Annotated in this window: 16 protein-coding genes; 10 read left to right on the top strand and 6 right to left on the bottom strand. The window is 67.0% G+C overall.

Features of this window, described 5'->3' with window-relative positions; translation table 11 throughout:
- From ACI1US_RS03055 to ilvA, 3 genes are all read left to right on the top strand, one after another.
- A partial coding sequence (locus tag ACI1US_RS03055; RefSeq protein ID WP_461638059.1) for an aldehyde dehydrogenase family protein occupies positions 1-497 on the top strand: 497 nt, incomplete at its 5' end.
- Positions 498-544: 47 nt separating this feature from the next.
- The gene (locus ACI1US_RS03050; RefSeq protein WP_416550108.1) at positions 545-1,747 is read left to right on the top strand and encodes an AI-2E family transporter; all 1,203 of its coding nucleotides are present in this window, start codon (positions 545-547) and stop codon (positions 1,745-1,747) included.
- Positions 1,744-2,988 carry a threonine ammonia-lyase gene (gene ilvA, locus ACI1US_RS03045; RefSeq protein WP_416550109.1) on the top strand — a complete coding sequence of 415 codons (1,245 nt, stop codon included), beginning with the start codon at positions 1,744-1,746 and terminating at the stop codon, positions 2,986-2,988. Before ACI1US_RS03050 ends, ilvA begins: the two co-directional genes overlap by 4 nt.
- A gap of 81 nt (positions 2,989-3,069) precedes the next feature.
- On the opposite strand, the gene greA is transcribed toward ilvA, so the two are convergent.
- Together greA and ACI1US_RS03035 are read right to left on the bottom strand one after the other, a co-directional pair.
- Positions 3,070-3,552, bottom strand: a complete 483-nt coding sequence (gene greA, locus ACI1US_RS03040; protein WP_416550110.1) for a transcription elongation factor GreA — start codon at positions 3,550-3,552, stop codon at positions 3,070-3,072.
- 121 nt (positions 3,553-3,673) lie between these two features.
- A complete protein-coding gene (locus tag ACI1US_RS03035) occupies positions 3,674-4,096 on the bottom strand; it encodes a DUF4307 domain-containing protein (protein ID WP_416550111.1) in 423 nt (140 codons plus the stop codon).
- Positions 4,097-4,180: 84 nt separating this feature from the next.
- Between ACI1US_RS03035 and mca the strand changes: the two genes are divergently transcribed.
- From mca to recQ, 3 genes are read left to right on the top strand one after another with little or no spacing between them, the layout of a single operon-like run.
- On the top strand, positions 4,181-5,050 hold the full coding sequence (mca, locus tag ACI1US_RS03030) for a mycothiol conjugate amidase Mca (protein ID WP_416550112.1): 870 nt from the start codon (positions 4,181-4,183) through the stop codon (positions 5,048-5,050).
- A gap of 8 nt (positions 5,051-5,058) precedes the next feature.
- Complete coding sequence (locus ACI1US_RS03025; protein WP_416550113.1) at positions 5,059-5,403, top strand: hypothetical protein; 345 nt, start codon at positions 5,059-5,061, stop codon at positions 5,401-5,403.
- A 4-nt stretch (positions 5,404-5,407) separates the two neighbouring features.
- Complete coding sequence (gene recQ / locus ACI1US_RS03020) at positions 5,408-7,261, top strand: DNA helicase RecQ (protein ID WP_416550114.1); 1,854 nt, start codon at positions 5,408-5,410, stop codon at positions 7,259-7,261.
- A 150-nt stretch (positions 7,262-7,411) separates the two neighbouring features.
- Here recQ and trhA read toward each other — a convergent pair whose 3' ends face one another.
- Entirely contained in the window at positions 7,412-8,209 is a 798-nt protein-coding gene (gene trhA, locus ACI1US_RS03015) for a PAQR family membrane homeostasis protein TrhA (protein WP_416550115.1), read from the bottom strand.
- A gap of 122 nt (positions 8,210-8,331) precedes the next feature.
- Between trhA and ACI1US_RS03010 the strand changes: the two genes are divergently transcribed.
- Together ACI1US_RS03010 and ACI1US_RS03005 are read left to right on the top strand one after the other, a co-directional pair.
- The gene (locus ACI1US_RS03010) at positions 8,332-9,117 is read left to right on the top strand and encodes an isoprenyl transferase (protein WP_416550116.1); all 786 of its coding nucleotides are present in this window, start codon (positions 8,332-8,334) and stop codon (positions 9,115-9,117) included.
- Between the two features lie 37 nt (positions 9,118-9,154).
- Positions 9,155-10,456 carry an amidohydrolase family protein gene (locus ACI1US_RS03005; RefSeq protein ID WP_416550117.1) on the top strand — a complete coding sequence of 434 codons (1,302 nt, stop codon included), beginning with the start codon at positions 9,155-9,157 and terminating at the stop codon, positions 10,454-10,456.
- 8 nt (positions 10,457-10,464) lie between these two features.
- Here ACI1US_RS03005 and ACI1US_RS03000 read toward each other — a convergent pair whose 3' ends face one another.
- Together ACI1US_RS03000 and ACI1US_RS02995 are read right to left on the bottom strand one after the other, a co-directional pair.
- Entirely contained in the window at positions 10,465-10,956 is a 492-nt protein-coding gene (locus tag ACI1US_RS03000) for an S-ribosylhomocysteine lyase (protein WP_416550118.1), read from the bottom strand.
- A gap of 333 nt (positions 10,957-11,289) precedes the next feature.
- The gene (locus ACI1US_RS02995) at positions 11,290-11,553 is read right to left on the bottom strand and encodes a hypothetical protein (RefSeq protein WP_461638054.1); all 264 of its coding nucleotides are present in this window, start codon (positions 11,551-11,553) and stop codon (positions 11,290-11,292) included.
- A 269-nt stretch (positions 11,554-11,822) separates the two neighbouring features.
- Between ACI1US_RS02995 and ACI1US_RS02990 the strand changes: the two genes are divergently transcribed.
- Positions 11,823-12,377: a phosphorylase family protein gene (locus tag ACI1US_RS02990; RefSeq protein WP_461638052.1), complete on the top strand. Its 555-nt coding sequence runs from the start codon at positions 11,823-11,825 to the stop codon at positions 12,375-12,377.
- Positions 12,378-12,413: 36 nt separating this feature from the next.
- On the opposite strand, the gene ACI1US_RS02985 is transcribed toward ACI1US_RS02990, so the two are convergent.
- The gene (locus ACI1US_RS02985; RefSeq protein ID WP_461638050.1) at positions 12,414-12,737 is read right to left on the bottom strand and encodes a hypothetical protein; all 324 of its coding nucleotides are present in this window, start codon (positions 12,735-12,737) and stop codon (positions 12,414-12,416) included.
- A 25-nt stretch (positions 12,738-12,762) separates the two neighbouring features.
- On the opposite strand from ACI1US_RS02985, the gene ACI1US_RS02980 reads away from it, so the two are divergent.
- On the top strand, positions 12,763-13,296 hold the full coding sequence (locus ACI1US_RS02980; RefSeq protein ID WP_461638048.1) for a CGNR zinc finger domain-containing protein: 534 nt from the start codon (positions 12,763-12,765) through the stop codon (positions 13,294-13,296).
- Positions 13,297-13,508: the final 212 nt, after the last annotated feature.

Genomic DNA, 13,508 nt, shown 5'->3' with positions numbered 1-13,508 from the left:
TCCCCGACGGTAGGGCTGTGGTCGGCGGCGGGCACAACGCTGACACGCTCCACTTCGACCCGACAGTGCTCACGGGCGTCTCGCGCGATTCGGGAATCATGCAGGCGGAAATCTTCGGTCCGATCCTGCCGCTTATTGAGGTGACCGATCTCGACGACGCAATCGCGTTCGTGCGCGGCGGTGACAAGCCGCTCGCCGCCTACGTGTTCAGTGACGATAGCGCCGTGCGCGAGCGCTGGGAGCGCGAGACCAGCTCCGGCGCGCTCGGGTTTGGCGTGCCCGTGATGCACCTCACTGCTCCCGAGCTTCCCTTCGGCGGGGTCGGCGAGAGCGGAATGGGGGCGTACCACGGAGAGCTGTCGTTCCGGATCTTCAGCCACGAGAAGGCCGTGCTCGCTAAGCCACTGCGCCCCGACACCCTCGCGCCGACGGTGATGCCGCCGTTCACCGCGACCAAAGACGGCCTCGTGCGAAACTGGCTGCGAAAGCTGCTCTAGCGCTCCCTAGCCGCGCAGCTGCATACGCCCATCAGTAGACTGTGGACGTGGAAGAGCCGAACAAGAGCGTTGATCAGGCGTCACCTACGCAGCGCGCCGAAGAGGAGCTGCCGTTGGGCATGCGCGTGGCAGCGGCATGGTCTTGGCGGCTCATCATCATTACCATTGCCGTCGGCGGCCTCGTCTGGGGAATCGTGCAGGTGCGGATCATTGCGATCCCGCTGCTCATTGCGATTCTCCTCACGGCGCTGCTCAACCCCGTTGTGGAATGGTTCGTGCGTCGCGGCTTGCCGCGCTGGACGGGGATCATTGCCGCACTGGGGGTCTTCGTTGCCGCCCTCTGGGTGCTGATCTGGCTCATCGTCACCCAACTGCGTGACGGCTTCGGTGACTTCTCGAAGCGCTCAGTCGAGGTGTGGAACGAGATTCTGGAATGGGTGCGGCACAACACCCTCGGCATCCCGGTCGACCAGCTGCAAGACTTCGTGAACCAGGCCCTCAAGCTGCTCGAGAACAACCAGGGCACGCTGTGGACCGGGGCGCTCGGCGTCGCGACAACGGCCACGCAGCTCGTCACCGGCCTGCTGCTCGCCATCTTCTCGCTCGTCTTCCTGCTGATCGACGGCAAGCGGATCTGGTACTGGGTCGTCGGCTTTGCTCCGGCACGCGCACACGCAGCCTTTGACGCAGCGGGACGCGCCGGGTGGGTATCCGTCGGGCAGTATGTGCGGGTACAGATCTTCGTGGCCTTCGTCGACGCGGTGGGCATCGGTGCCGGTGCCGGAATCCTCGGGGTGCCGTTCGCGATCCCGATTGCCATTCTTGTGTTCCTCGGATCCTTCATCCCGTTCCTTGGCGCGATCGTCACAGGCGGCCTCGCAGCGTTCATCGCGCTCGTCTACAACGGCCCGGTGACCGCCTTGATCATGGTCGGCGTCGTCGTGCTCGTGAACCAGATTGAGGGACACGTGCTGCAGCCGCTCGTCATGGGCAACGCTGTGCGCGTGCACCCGCTGGGCGTCGTGCTCGCGGTCACCACGGGCACGCTGCTCGCCGGGATCCCCGGGGCGCTATTCGCGGTGCCGATCGCGGCGGCAGCGAACGCGATCGTGAGCGTGCTCGCGAAACGGCAGTGGGAGGCGGACACCGACCCGGCCGCAGATTTTCACCGAAGAGACCAGGTACATCGACTCGCGAAAACGCGGGCGAAAGCAGTAGCGAAACACGCGCGGAAAGGACCCATCGCATGAGCGACGCCTACCAGGCACCCACGCTTGAAGATTTTGAGCGAGCCCTCGAACGGGTACACCAGATTACGCAGCGCACCCCCCTCGAAAGCTCACGGTTTCTGGCTGGAATTAGCGGGGTCCCCCAGGTCTACCTGAAGTGCGAAAACCTGCAGCGCACCGGGGCCTATAAGCTGCGCGGCGCATACAACCGACTGCTGCAGCTCACCGAGGAGGAGCGGGCGCGCGGCGTCGTCGCCGCCTCGGCTGGTAACCACGCGCAGGGCGTCGCGTTCGCGGCACGCGAGCTCGGGATCCGGGCGACGATCTTCATGCCGAAGGGCGTCGCGCTGCCGAAGCTGCAGGCGACCCGCAACTACGGTGCCGAGGTGCAGCTCGTCGGCGATATCTTCGACGAGACGAGCGTCGCCGCGCAGGAGTTCGTGCGCGAAACCGGCGCGGTGTTCATCGCCCCCTTCGACGATGACGCAGTGATCGAAGGACAGGGCACCGTCGCACTCGAGGTGCTCGAGAGCGCACCCGATGTCGAGACATTCATCGTGCCGATCGGCGGGGGCGGGCTCATCTCGGGCGTCGCCGCGGCGGCGAAGCAGTGGGCGGCGAAGCACGGCAAGCCGATGCGGATCATCGGGGTGCAGGCAGAAAACGCGGCCCCCTTCCCAGCCTCCCTCGAGGCCGGCGAGCCGGTCACGGTGAAGCCGCGGCCCACGATCGCAGACGGCATCGCCGTCGCGCGTCCGGGGGTGCGAAACTTCGCCGCCGTGCGCGAGTTCGTCGATGAGATCGTCACGGTGAGCGACGACGACATCGCACGCGCCATCGTCTTCCTGCTCGAGCGTGCCAAGCTCGTCGTGGAGCCGGCGGGTGCCTCGGGCGTTGCCGCGATGATCGCCGGCAAGGTGCGGCCCGTCGGTACGACCGCGGTGATCCTCTCCGGCGGCAACATCGACCCGCTGCTGCTGCAGCGCGTCATCGGACACGGCCTCGCCGCCTCCGCACGCTACACGAAGCTCCGCATCCTGCTGCCGGATGCTCCCGGCCAGCTCGTGCGCACCGCCACCATCGTCGCCGAGCAGAACGCGAACGTCGTCGAGGTGATCCATACGCGCCACGCGACCGAGCTCCCCATCAGCGAGGTCGAGCTCGAGCTTCACATCGAGACCCGCGGGCCCGAGCACGGCGAGGCCGTCGCGCAGGCGCTCCGAGGCGAGGGCTACGAGGTGCGAGTGGGCGAGCGCTACTAACGCGCGCCCCCGAGACGACCGAAGGGCCCGTGCTCAGCTCATCGCTGACCACGGGCCCTTCGTATGCGCGCGGCTACTCGCCTACGCGTAAGTCTCTACGGCGGTGACCTTCACGGGGATCTCCTTGCCGTTCGGGGCAGTGTAGCTGGCCTGGTCGCCAACCTTCAGTCCGAGGATGGCTGCACCCAGCGGGCTCTCCGCGCTGTACACGTCGAGGTCTGAGCCGTCAGCGAGGTTGCGGTTTCCGAGCAGGAAGCGCTCTTCGTCACCGAAGACCTCCGCGGTGACGACGGTGCCGACAACAACAACACCGTTCGCCTCGGGTGCTTCGCCCACGGTCGAGTGCTTCAGCAGCTCGGTGAGGTCGCGGATCCGCGCCTCCATCTTGCCCTGCTCGTCTTTCGCGGCGTGGTAGCCGCCGTTCTCCTTGAGGTCGCCCTCTTCGCGAGCGGCCTCGATGCGCGCTGCGATGTCTTTGCGGCCCGCGCCGGAGAGTTCGTCGAGCTCTGACTGCAGGCGGTCGAATGCCTCCTGTGTCAGCCAGGTCTGCGTGGGCTCGGCCATGGTGTCCTCGTTTCTCGCGAGCGGGTGCGCTCACCGCAAGGGGAGCATCACCGCTGATCTCAAAGGAACGCCCCGTCAGGCAGGGCGTTCGCAATAAGGGTATCAGTGTGGTCGGACAGAGCTACTGTTCGACAGGCCAGCAAGCTTTCGCGTGCGCTGCGGTCGCTGGCCCGAGCGTCACGATATCGATGCTCACGGTCTGCGAGCGGCCCTCGATGACCGGGAGATCCACGACCTTCCAGCCGACCGTCGCCTTCGACGTGTTCAGCGCCTCAACCGCGCAGCTCACCTGCACACCGGGGTCAGCGTTCACCTCAAAACGGGTCGTGGCAACGTTTGCGTTTTTCTCGTCGGCGACCTCTTGCAGAGTGAACCCGATGTTCTGGAACTCGGTCGTGCTCTGCCGCCAACCGCCAAAAGCGATTACCAACACACCCACCAGTACGGCGATCGAGCCCAGCGTCCAGCCGAGGCGGCGATCCCACCGCTTCGATCGACTCGCACCGTAGCGGTCGGCTACGGTAGCGCTGGCGATTTCGGTCACGGCGAACCTCCGGTATGTGCTGGCTAGACTAGTCCCGTGCCAGCGTAGCGGGAACGCTTGATCGCTGCATGTGAAAGGACGTTGATGACGCTCAGATTGATCGCCGTACACGCGCACCCGGACGACGAGTCGAGTAAGGGTGCCGGCACGTACGCGCACTACCTTGACCGGGGCGTCGAGGTGCTCATTGTCAGCTGCACCGGCGGTGAACGCGGGGACGTGCTCAACGAGCTCGCCGCCCGCGACCCCAAGAGCCGCCGCGACCTCGCGGGGCTTCGCCGCGGCGAAATGGCGCGCGCCACCGAAATCATCGGCTTCGAGCACACCTGGCTGGGCTACGAGGATTCAGGCCTCCCGGGCGAGGGCGAGGAGATCCCGGCAGGATCCTTCGCCGCGATCCCCAAGGAAGTCTCCGCAGAGGCGCTCGTGCGTGTCATCCGCGACTTCAAACCGCACGTGATGATCACCTACAACGAGCAGGGCGGATACCCGCATCCCGACCACATTCGCACACACGAGATCAGCATGATCGCGTGGGAGAAATCGGGCGACGCCGCGGCCTACCCAGAGGCGGGCGAGCCGTGGGAGATGTCGAAGATGTACTACGAAGACATCTTCAACTCGGAGCGCGTGAAAGCGATCCACGCCTGGCTGCTCGAGCACGACCCCGAGTCGCCGCTCATCGCCCGCTTCGACGAGATGGCCGAGTGGCTGCTGCGCCGCGGCTATAGCGGCACCGCCCGCGTCGACGTCGGCCCGTTCCTCGACAAGCGCGACGACGCGCTGCGAGCACACGAAAGCCAGGTTTCCCCCGACAGCTCGTTCTTCTTCTGGCCCAACGAGGTCCAGCTGCAGGCGTGGCCGTTCGAGGACTACCGGCTGGCGCTCTCGCGCGTGAACACCAACGAGTTTGAAGCAGATTTGTTTGAAGGAATTGAGGAGGACGCGCTATGAGCGTTGTCATGAGTGCCGTACACGCGGCCATCGCGGTGGCCGCAAAGAACGGCGAAGAGTTCAACCCTGACAAGGTCACGCCGGGCCCCGAGGGCTTCATCGCGACCGCGGTTTTTGCCGCGGCAGTGATTACGCTCGGGTTCTTGCTCGTGAAGCGGATCCGTCGGAACAGCTACCGCCACGAGATCCGCGACGACATCGCCGCCGAGCTTGCCGGGGCCCAGCAGCCCGCGACGGGTGCGGCGGCAGGCGGGGCGGCGCCGGCCGCGGCTCCGGTCGCTGCTGAGGCCGCTTCCGACGACGCCGCGGGCAGTACGCCCCAGGGCGGCGGATCGCGCCCGGACGGCGCATAACCGTATGACTGACCAGCTGCTTGACCCCCAAGAGATCCTCTCGGGGGTCTTCGGCTTTAGTGAGTTCCGCGGCGAGCAGGAAGCGATCGTTCGCCACGTCATCGATGGCGGCGACGCGGTCGTGCTCATGCCGACGGGCGGCGGCAAGTCGCTGTGCTACCAGATCCCCGCGATCGCGCGGGCGGGCACGGGCATCGTGCTGTCGCCGCTCGTGGCGCTCATGCACGACCAGGTCATGGCGCTGCGCCTCGCGGGCGTGCGCGCCGCGGCGCTGAACTCCTCGCTGGCTCCCGAGGAACGCCGGGCCGTGGAAGCCGCGTACCTCGACGGCGAGCTCGACGTGCTCTACCTCGCGCCCGAGCAGCTGTCCTCGCCGGGAACTGTCGAGTTTCTCAAGCGCGGACGCGTCGCGCTGTTCGCGATCGACGAGGCACACTGTGTGTCGCAGTGGGGGCACGACTTCCGCCCTGACTATCTTCGGCTCGGCGCGCTCGCGACCGAGTGGCCGGACGTGCCGCGGATCGCGCTCACGGCGACCGCGACCCCCGAAACGCACCGTGAGATCACGGAGCGGTTACACCTCGATCGCGCACGCCACTTCGTGTCGAGCTTTGACCGCGCGAACATTCGCTACCAGATCGTGCCGAAGCAGAACGCGCGTGCGCAGCTACTGTCGTTCGTGAAGGGTGAGCACGCGGGCGAAGCCGGCATCGTCTACGCGTTGAGCCGGAAGCGCGTCGAGCAGACCGCTGCGGCGCTTCGTGACGCGGGCGTCGACGCCGTCGCCTACCACGCGGGCCTCCCCGCTGACGTGCGCCTGAACGCGCAGACCCGCTTCCTCCGCGAAGAAGGGGTGGTCGTGGTCGCCACGATCGCGTTCGGCATGGGGATCGACAAACCCGACGTGCGCTTCGTCGCGCACATCGACCTGCCGAAGTCTGTCGAGGGGTACTACCAGGAGACGGGCCGCGCGGGCCGCGACGGAGCGCCGTCGGAGGCATGGCTCGCCTATGGGCTCGCCGACGTCGTGCAGCAGCGGCAGTTCATCGACTCAGGCGACGGCGACCAGGCGACGCGCGCAAACCAGACCAGGCACCTCGACCACATGCTTGCGCTCTGCGAGAGCGTGACCTGCCGGAGGCGTTACCTGCTGAGCTACTTCGGCGAAACAGACGCACCCGAGAACTGCGGGAACTGCGACGTCTGCCTCGACCCGCCGAAGCTGTGGGACGCGACGGTTCCCGCCCAGATGCTGCTCTCGACGATTATCCGCACGCAGAACGAGCGCGGGCGCACCTACGCGGCCGGCCAGCATATCGACGTGCTGCGCGGTGTCGGCTCCGAGCGGGTGACGCAGATGCGGCTCGACGAACTTTCCACGTGGAACATTGGCGGTGACTGGACGGTCGCGCAGTGGCGCGGCGTCGTGCGGCACCTCGTGGCCGTCGGCTTGCTGGAGGCCCGCGGCGAGTGGGGTGTGCTCTGGCCGAGCGAGAGCGCGAAGCCGGTGCTGCGGGGTGAAGAGCAGGTGTGGATGCGCGAGGAAGTGATCTCGCGTGCGACTTCCTCGCGCGGCGGCGGTGGTGGCGCTAAGCGCTCTGCGGCGGCTGCCAGCCTGTCGCCCGAGCAGGCAGAGGTGTTTGAGAGCCTGCGCGCCTGGCGGGCCGCGGAGGCGAAGGAGCAGGGCGTGCCCGGCTACGTGGTCTTCGGAGATGCGACGCTCGCCGCGCTCGCTGCACACCAGCCGACGACCGATGAGGGATTGCTCGCAATCTCAGGCATCGGCCAGGTGAAGCTCGAGCGCTACGGAGCCGCGGTGTTCCGGGTGCTCGCGGGCGAGCCTGACCCGCCGGCATAGCCCCGACCATCCTCACCACCCCGATTAATCTATTCCGACTCTTCTGCGGCCCGCAGAAGGGTCGGAATAGATTAATCGGTGCAGTGTAGCTGGCGAGGCTTTCGCTCCTCCCGGAGCTCCCGCGGCACCGCCCGCTTGCCCCGCGCGCGGCTAGCGGAGCGCGAGCGGATCGAGCGCGAGTAGCAGAGCGGCCGTCCAGTGGCAGAGGAACGCTAGCGCGGTGAGCGCGTGGAAGATCTCGTGGAACCCGAACACCCCGGGAACCGGGTTCGGGCGCTTCGTCGCGTAGGCAACCGAGCCGAGCGTGTAGAGCAGGCCGCCGACGATCACGAGCACCATCGCCGCGAGGTTCGCCCGCGCGATATCGCCGAGGTACATCACGGCCGCCCAACCAAGCAGCAGGTACAGTGCGACGTACAGCCAGCGCGGGGCCCCGATCCAGAACATCCGAAAACCGATGCCGAGCGCCGCGCCCGCCCACACGAGAATGAGCAGCAGCGTGCCCTTCGCCGGCGGCAGCGCGAGCAGCGCGATCGGCGTGTAGGTTCCCGCAATGAGCAGGAAGATGTTCGAGTGATCGAGCCGGCGGAACAGCTGCTTCGTCTTCGGCTGCCAGTCGATGCGGTGATACAGCGCGGAGATCCCGAACAGCAGCATGCTCGTGAGCGTGAACACCGCAGACGCCCACTTCGCTGTCGCGCCCTGAGCGAGCGCGATGAGCACGATGCCGCCGGCGACCGCGATGGGGAAGGTGCCGGCGTGGATCCAGCCGCGCCACAGCGGCTTCACCTCGGCAGCGGAAACCTCGCCGGCAGCAGTCTCACCACCGTGATCCGCTTCGTGATCGAGCGCATCATCCAGCAGCGGCAGCGCGAAACGGTCAGGTTCTGAGTCGGCCTGCGGCTGTGGGGGAGTGCCCGCCGCATCCTCAGCATCGGAAACGGTCATGTGTCGAGTGTATGTTCTCGACAGATCTGCCGCGGCATATATGTAGAGGTTCCCCAGCCGGTCGGGGCTGCGCCTGAAGAAGCTCCAGGGAGGATCCGCCAGCAAATCGCTAGACTACCCAAGTGAGTTCCCAGCCAACCCCGCCGCGTACCGGCCTGCTGTACCGCCTGTACCAGCGGCGGCTGCGTCGTGAGATCGTTGAAGCGCAGGTCCCGCACCACGTCGCGATCATCGTTGACGGGAATCGGCGCTGGGCGAAGCAGCGGCTGCAGGAGCGCGCTGCCTTCGGACACCGCGCGGGAGCGCGCAAGGTTCCCGAGCTACTTGGATGGTGCGAGACCGCAGGAGTGAAGGTCGTCACGCTGTACCTGCTCTCGGCCGATAACCTCAGTGCGCGCGCCACCGAAGAACTCACCGACCTCTTCGGCATCATCGGAGAACTGGCGACCGAGCTGTCCCGCAACCCCTCATGGCGAGTGCAGCACGTCGGGTCGTGCGATGGACTCGATCCTGAACTCGCTGCCGCGCTCGCCGCTGCTGAAGAACGCACGCGCGGCAACACCGGCCTGCACGTCAACCTCGCGGTCGGCTACGGCGGGCGCAGTGAAATCGCCGCCGCCGTGCGCAGCGTTATCGAAGCGCACCAAGAAGTGGGCGGAACGCTCGAGAACCTTGCCGAGACCCTCACCCCTGAGAAGATCGGTGAGCACCTGTGGACGCGGGGGCAGGCGGATCCTGACCTGGTGATTCGCACCTCGGGTGAGCAGCGACTCTCGGACTTCATGATCTGGCAGTCCGCACACTCCGAGTTCTACTTCGTCGAGGCCCTCTACCCCGACCTGCGCGAGGTCGACTTTCTGCGCGCCCTCCGCGACTACTCCTCTCGCCAGCGCCGCCTCGGCGGATAACCTGCCGGGGCGTGGCCGCGCCCGGTACCCTTAGGGCATGACGACCGAGACTGTTCTCCGCGCCGACGCCATGCTCACCCCCGCCGGGACCATCACGCCCGCCGAACTCGCATTCGACGCGACGGGGCGGATCAGCTACGCCGGCCCACCGCGCGCCGCCAGCACCGTGACGCACGACCTCGCCGGCCACGCGCTCATGCCGGGACTCGTGAACGGGCACACGCACTCGGCAATGACGCTCCAGCGTGGTGCGTCCGACGACGAGAGCTTCATGCAGTGGCTCGCGACGGTGCAGGGCATCGAGCAGCGGCTCACCCACGACGACCTCATCGTCGGGCTCGAACTCGCCCTCGTCGAGATGATTGAGACCGGCACTGTGGCGTTCGCCGACATGTACTACTGGGACGAGACACTCATCGAGCGCGTCCGTGCGGCGGGGATGCGTGTCTTCGCGGCGCTCGCCTGCAACGCGAATGACAACGTCGCGTTCCCCTCGGTGTCTGCAATGACTGGCGCCGAGGTGCTCACCGAAGTGGAGCGGCTCGCCGAAAAGTACCGAGAGGATCCGCTCGTGCGCGTCGGCTTCGGGCCGCACGCCCCATACACGTGCACGCCCGAGTTCCTGCGCGAGGTGCGCGAGCGCGCGCTCGCCGGGAACATCCCGATCCACACCCATATCTCGGAGTCCGCGGCGGAGGTCGCGCAGATCCGCGAACAGTACGGCAAGACTCCCGGCGACCACCTCGCCTCGCTCGACTTCTTCGACGCCGACGTGCACGCGGCACACTGCGTCCACATCACCGCCGACGAGATCGCCACCTTCGCGGCGACGGGCACCTCGGTGAGCCACAACCCCGTCTCGAACATCAAGCTCGGCAACGGCATCGCCCCGTTCCCCGAGATGATCGCGGCCGGGCTGCCACTCGCGATCGGCACCGACTCGGTCGCAAGTAACAACTCGCTCGACCTGTTCGAGGAGCTCAAGCACGCGACGATCCTGCACCGCGGCGCAAGGCAGGACGCCGCGGCAGTGCTCGGCCCGCAGGCGATCGACATCGCGACGCGCGGGGGAGCGGCCGCGATCGGTTTCCCTGATTCGGGAGCACTCGCCGTGGGGCGCTTCGCCGACATCGTCGCGGTGGATCTCACCGTGACGGCCGCAGCTCCCGTGCCGCTCGAGTCGCTCGTGGCGCACCTCGTATTCGGGGCGACCGGTCACGACGTGCGGCACGTGTTCATTGGCGGCCGCCACGTCTACTCAGACGGGGCACACCAAACCCTCGACGCCGACGCGGTGCGCGCGCGAGCCCGCGAGGTGCGGGCGCGGCTCGTCGGCTAGCCGCGCGGCTAGACGATGACGCTGCGGTCGAACGCGTCGACGCTGATGCCCTGGGCAAGTACCTGCTTCGACCACTCCTTCGCAGAGTGGAGGCTGTGGTCGCGGTAGTTGCCGCAGCTCTCGATCGTTGTGCCTGGGACGTCAGCCCATTCGATGCGCTCGACCAGGTCGGTGAGTGATGACTTGATTGCTTCGGCGACCTCGGCTGGTGAAGGCTTGCCCCACACAATCATGTGGAAGCCGGTGCGGCAGCCGAACGGCGAGATGTCGATGAGGCCGTCGAAGCGGGTGCGCAGCAGTGCGGCGATCGTGTGTTCGATGGTGTGGAGCCCAGCTGTCGGGATCTCGCCCTCGTTGGGCTGCACGAGCCTGATATCGAAGTTTGAGATCGCGTCGCCCTTGGGCCCGTGCTCGACGCCGATGAGGCGCACGTAGGGGGCGAGGACCTTCGTGTGATCCAGCGCGAAACTCTCGACTGTGGCAAGTTCTACGTCACTCATGCGGCCAGTGTAGCTCCGGGGGCTGGCGGTGGCCCGCTATGTGACGCGCGGCTACACGGGCACGCGGTCGAGTGTGGGTGCTGGTGCTGGTGCTGGTGCTGGTGCCGGGCCGCATGCCCGCAATCCTCACCGACCCTATTAATCTGGACCGACCCTTGCGGAGGCCGAGAACGGGTCGGAATGGATTAAATGGGGCGGGCAGGCAGGCGGGCAGCCGGGCAGGCGAGCAGGCGGGCGGACGGGCAGACCGGCGCAGCGCAGCGCAAAGCCCCGCCGGGCCAGCCAGTCGACGACTGGCGGCCCGACGGGGCTGCGGGAAATGAAGCGGCGCGGTTACGCGGCGCGGCTGAGCGCGATGCGCGCTGCCGGGCCGGACTTCTCAACCGAGACGTTCCAGCCAGCATTGTCGAGCTGGACGAGGTCGCGGCGTGCGTCAGCGAGAGTATCGGTCTCGACGACGTAGAGCGTGCGACCAGCGCTGCGGTAGACGGAGCGGTGCTGCGCCCACTCGGGGATGCGCATCGTCGCGTCTGCCCCGAGCGAGTGGTACGGGGTACGCGGCGCGGGACGAATTGGGGTGATGTTCTTGGTATGCATTTGGGTAGTCCTTTCAAAGCTGCGCGATCTTCTCGATGCGTAGCGGCAATCAGCACGCTGTGCTGTGTGCAGACACAATGCGTACTCGGCCTCAGGTGAGGCGTTGGATCCATCTGGATCGGTGAGAGCTGCTGCGCACTTCGCTGGAATGAAGACTGGCCCTGCACTGGACGAAATCGCGGTCGCTTGCAAGCTCTGCCATTTATCTTAGAACAAGTCTTCGAAAAACGCTAGTCTTGGTATTTACGCACGGTAACAAGAGGAGCGGAATGAGCGAGCGACACCCCCTATTGGTCTTCGCGCACAGTGACGAGGCATCGGCCTTCGAAGGCGTGCCACACCTGGTGACGGGCGTCGGCAAGGTGAACGCTGCGGTGTCACTCGCGGCGGCGCTGCGCGAGGGCAGCATTGATCGCGTGATCGTGCTCGGGACCGCGGGTGTCGTTGGTGAGGGGGCGGATCGGCTATCGCTCGACACCGTCTACCAGGTGACGGGTTTGGTGCAGCACGACTTCTCGCTGCCGTCGCCGACGATTGCGCCGGCCGGTGAGGTGCTGCTCGAGGAGACGGCGACAATGGCGACCGGCGACCAGTTCGTGAAGGATGACGCCCAGCGCACCCACATCGCGGGCCTCGGCGCTCAGCTCGTCGACATGGAGGGCTACGCCTACGCGAGCCTGTGCGAGCGCCTGGGCGTCTCGCTGCAGATCTTCAAGATTCCGTCTGATTTTGCCGATAGCTCGACGACCGACGAAGAGTGGGACGAGATCGTGTTCGCGAAGAGCCGTCAGCTGCGCGCCTTCTGGGAGGATCGCCTGAACTAGGTGACTGCAGGCAACGTCTGCAGGGCCCAGCGACAGCTAGGCTGAGCGCCCGCCGCCCGCACCCGGGTGACCGCCCGCGGGGCCAATCTCCCGGCTGATCGGTGTTGCAACGCCCGTGAACGGTTGCAGCTCAACTCGGTGGGCGGCGCAGCCGTGGCAGCGAGCGTAACGGACCACACCCTCCGCGGTGTTGTGGCTGGAGTCTGTTCGCCAGTCGTGGCGGTGTTCTGGCGCTGGGAGCGCAGCGCGCGGGTGCGCGGCCGCCGGAAGTGCGAGCCCCTCTTGCGCGCTGCCCGGCTGCGCGACCCGCGATTGCGCGGGGCGGAGCGGCATGAGTTTTGGCTGGGTGTGTACGTTCATGGTTCTAGCGTGATGTAATGCCCTTATGCATCTCAACCCTTACGGAACGTACGCGGTGCTGCTCGCCGCCTCGCTTGCGAACGATTGGCCCGAGGATCGCGACGGAATCGAGGCGCGCACGCGCGATTTCGGCATGACGATGACCTTCCTTGCGCAGGTGGATGACCTCGTCGGCACCCGCGCGGTCATCGACGAGTGGCTGCGTGTTGTGGACGCGGCGACTCCCGAGCTGCGATCTGAGATCCTGAACCGGCAGATGCGCGATGCGGCAGCGTTCCCGCAGCTCGTGAACCACGACGATGAGGGCTGGCATCTGCACTATCGTGACGACCGGCAGTCGCTGCCCGAGGTGCTGGGATCGGTGATCCCGGTCGGGACTGCCCTGCACCTCACGACCCGTGGCGTGACGCGGCTTGGGCGCTGCGCAGCGGAGCCCTGCACGAACGTGATCGTCGACGTCACCCGCAACGGTCGGCAGCGGTTCTGCTCGGTGCGCTGCGCGAACCGGGCGGCCGTGCGCAGGCATCGCGCCCGCGGTTCAGGCGGCTCTTCGCGATAAAGGGGTAACCAGGTCAGTCAGTGCCAGGGGCGTGTGCATCCGCAGCGGGAGCTCCCGTGAGGCCCCTCGGCCGCAGGGTGTGTCCGTCAGTGGGAGCTGCGGGAGGGGTTCTGCCCGGGCCCGCCTGAGTGCCTGGCAAGGGCGCGAAGCGCCCGCGGCAGCCGAGCGGGCTCAGGGGAGTCAGCGCGGCGTTGCTCGTCAACTCCAGCGCC

Source organism: Leucobacter sp. BZR 635 (assembly GCF_048061935.2).
Lineage (GTDB): Bacteria > Actinomycetota > Actinomycetes > Actinomycetales > Microbacteriaceae > Leucobacter.
This window is presented reverse-complemented; position numbering and strand designations above follow the sequence as displayed.

Excerpts from the sequence above, each read along its gene's own strand:
- recQ (WP_416550114.1), top strand. The coding sequence starts at position 5,408 with ATGACTGACCAGCTGCTTGACCCCCAAGAGATCCTCTCGGGGGTCTTC.
- ACI1US_RS02995 (WP_461638054.1), bottom strand. The coding sequence starts at position 11,553 with ATGCATACCAAGAACATCACCCCAATTCGTCCCGCGCCGCGTACCCCG.
- ACI1US_RS03000 (WP_416550118.1), bottom strand. The coding sequence starts at position 10,956 with ATGAGTGACGTAGAACTTGCCACAGTCGAGAGTTTCGCGCTGGATCAC.
- ACI1US_RS03025 (WP_416550113.1), top strand. The coding sequence starts at position 5,059 with ATGAGTGCCGTACACGCGGCCATCGCGGTGGCCGCAAAGAACGGCGAA.
- greA (WP_416550110.1), bottom strand. The coding sequence starts at position 3,552 with ATGGCCGAGCCCACGCAGACCTGGCTGACACAGGAGGCATTCGACCGC.
- trhA (WP_416550115.1), bottom strand. The coding sequence starts at position 8,209 with ATGACCGTTTCCGATGCTGAGGATGCGGCGGGCACTCCCCCACAGCCG.
- ACI1US_RS02990 (WP_461638052.1), top strand. The coding sequence starts at position 11,823 with ATGAGCGAGCGACACCCCCTATTGGTCTTCGCGCACAGTGACGAGGCA.
- ACI1US_RS03005 (WP_416550117.1), top strand. The coding sequence starts at position 9,155 with ATGACGACCGAGACTGTTCTCCGCGCCGACGCCATGCTCACCCCCGCC.
- ACI1US_RS02985 (WP_461638050.1), bottom strand. The coding sequence starts at position 12,737 with ATGAACGTACACACCCAGCCAAAACTCATGCCGCTCCGCCCCGCGCAA.
- mca (WP_416550112.1), top strand. The coding sequence starts at position 4,181 with ATGACGCTCAGATTGATCGCCGTACACGCGCACCCGGACGACGAGTCG.
- ACI1US_RS02980 (WP_461638048.1), top strand. The coding sequence starts at position 12,763 with ATGCATCTCAACCCTTACGGAACGTACGCGGTGCTGCTCGCCGCCTCG.
- ilvA (WP_416550109.1), top strand. The coding sequence starts at position 1,744 with ATGAGCGACGCCTACCAGGCACCCACGCTTGAAGATTTTGAGCGAGCC.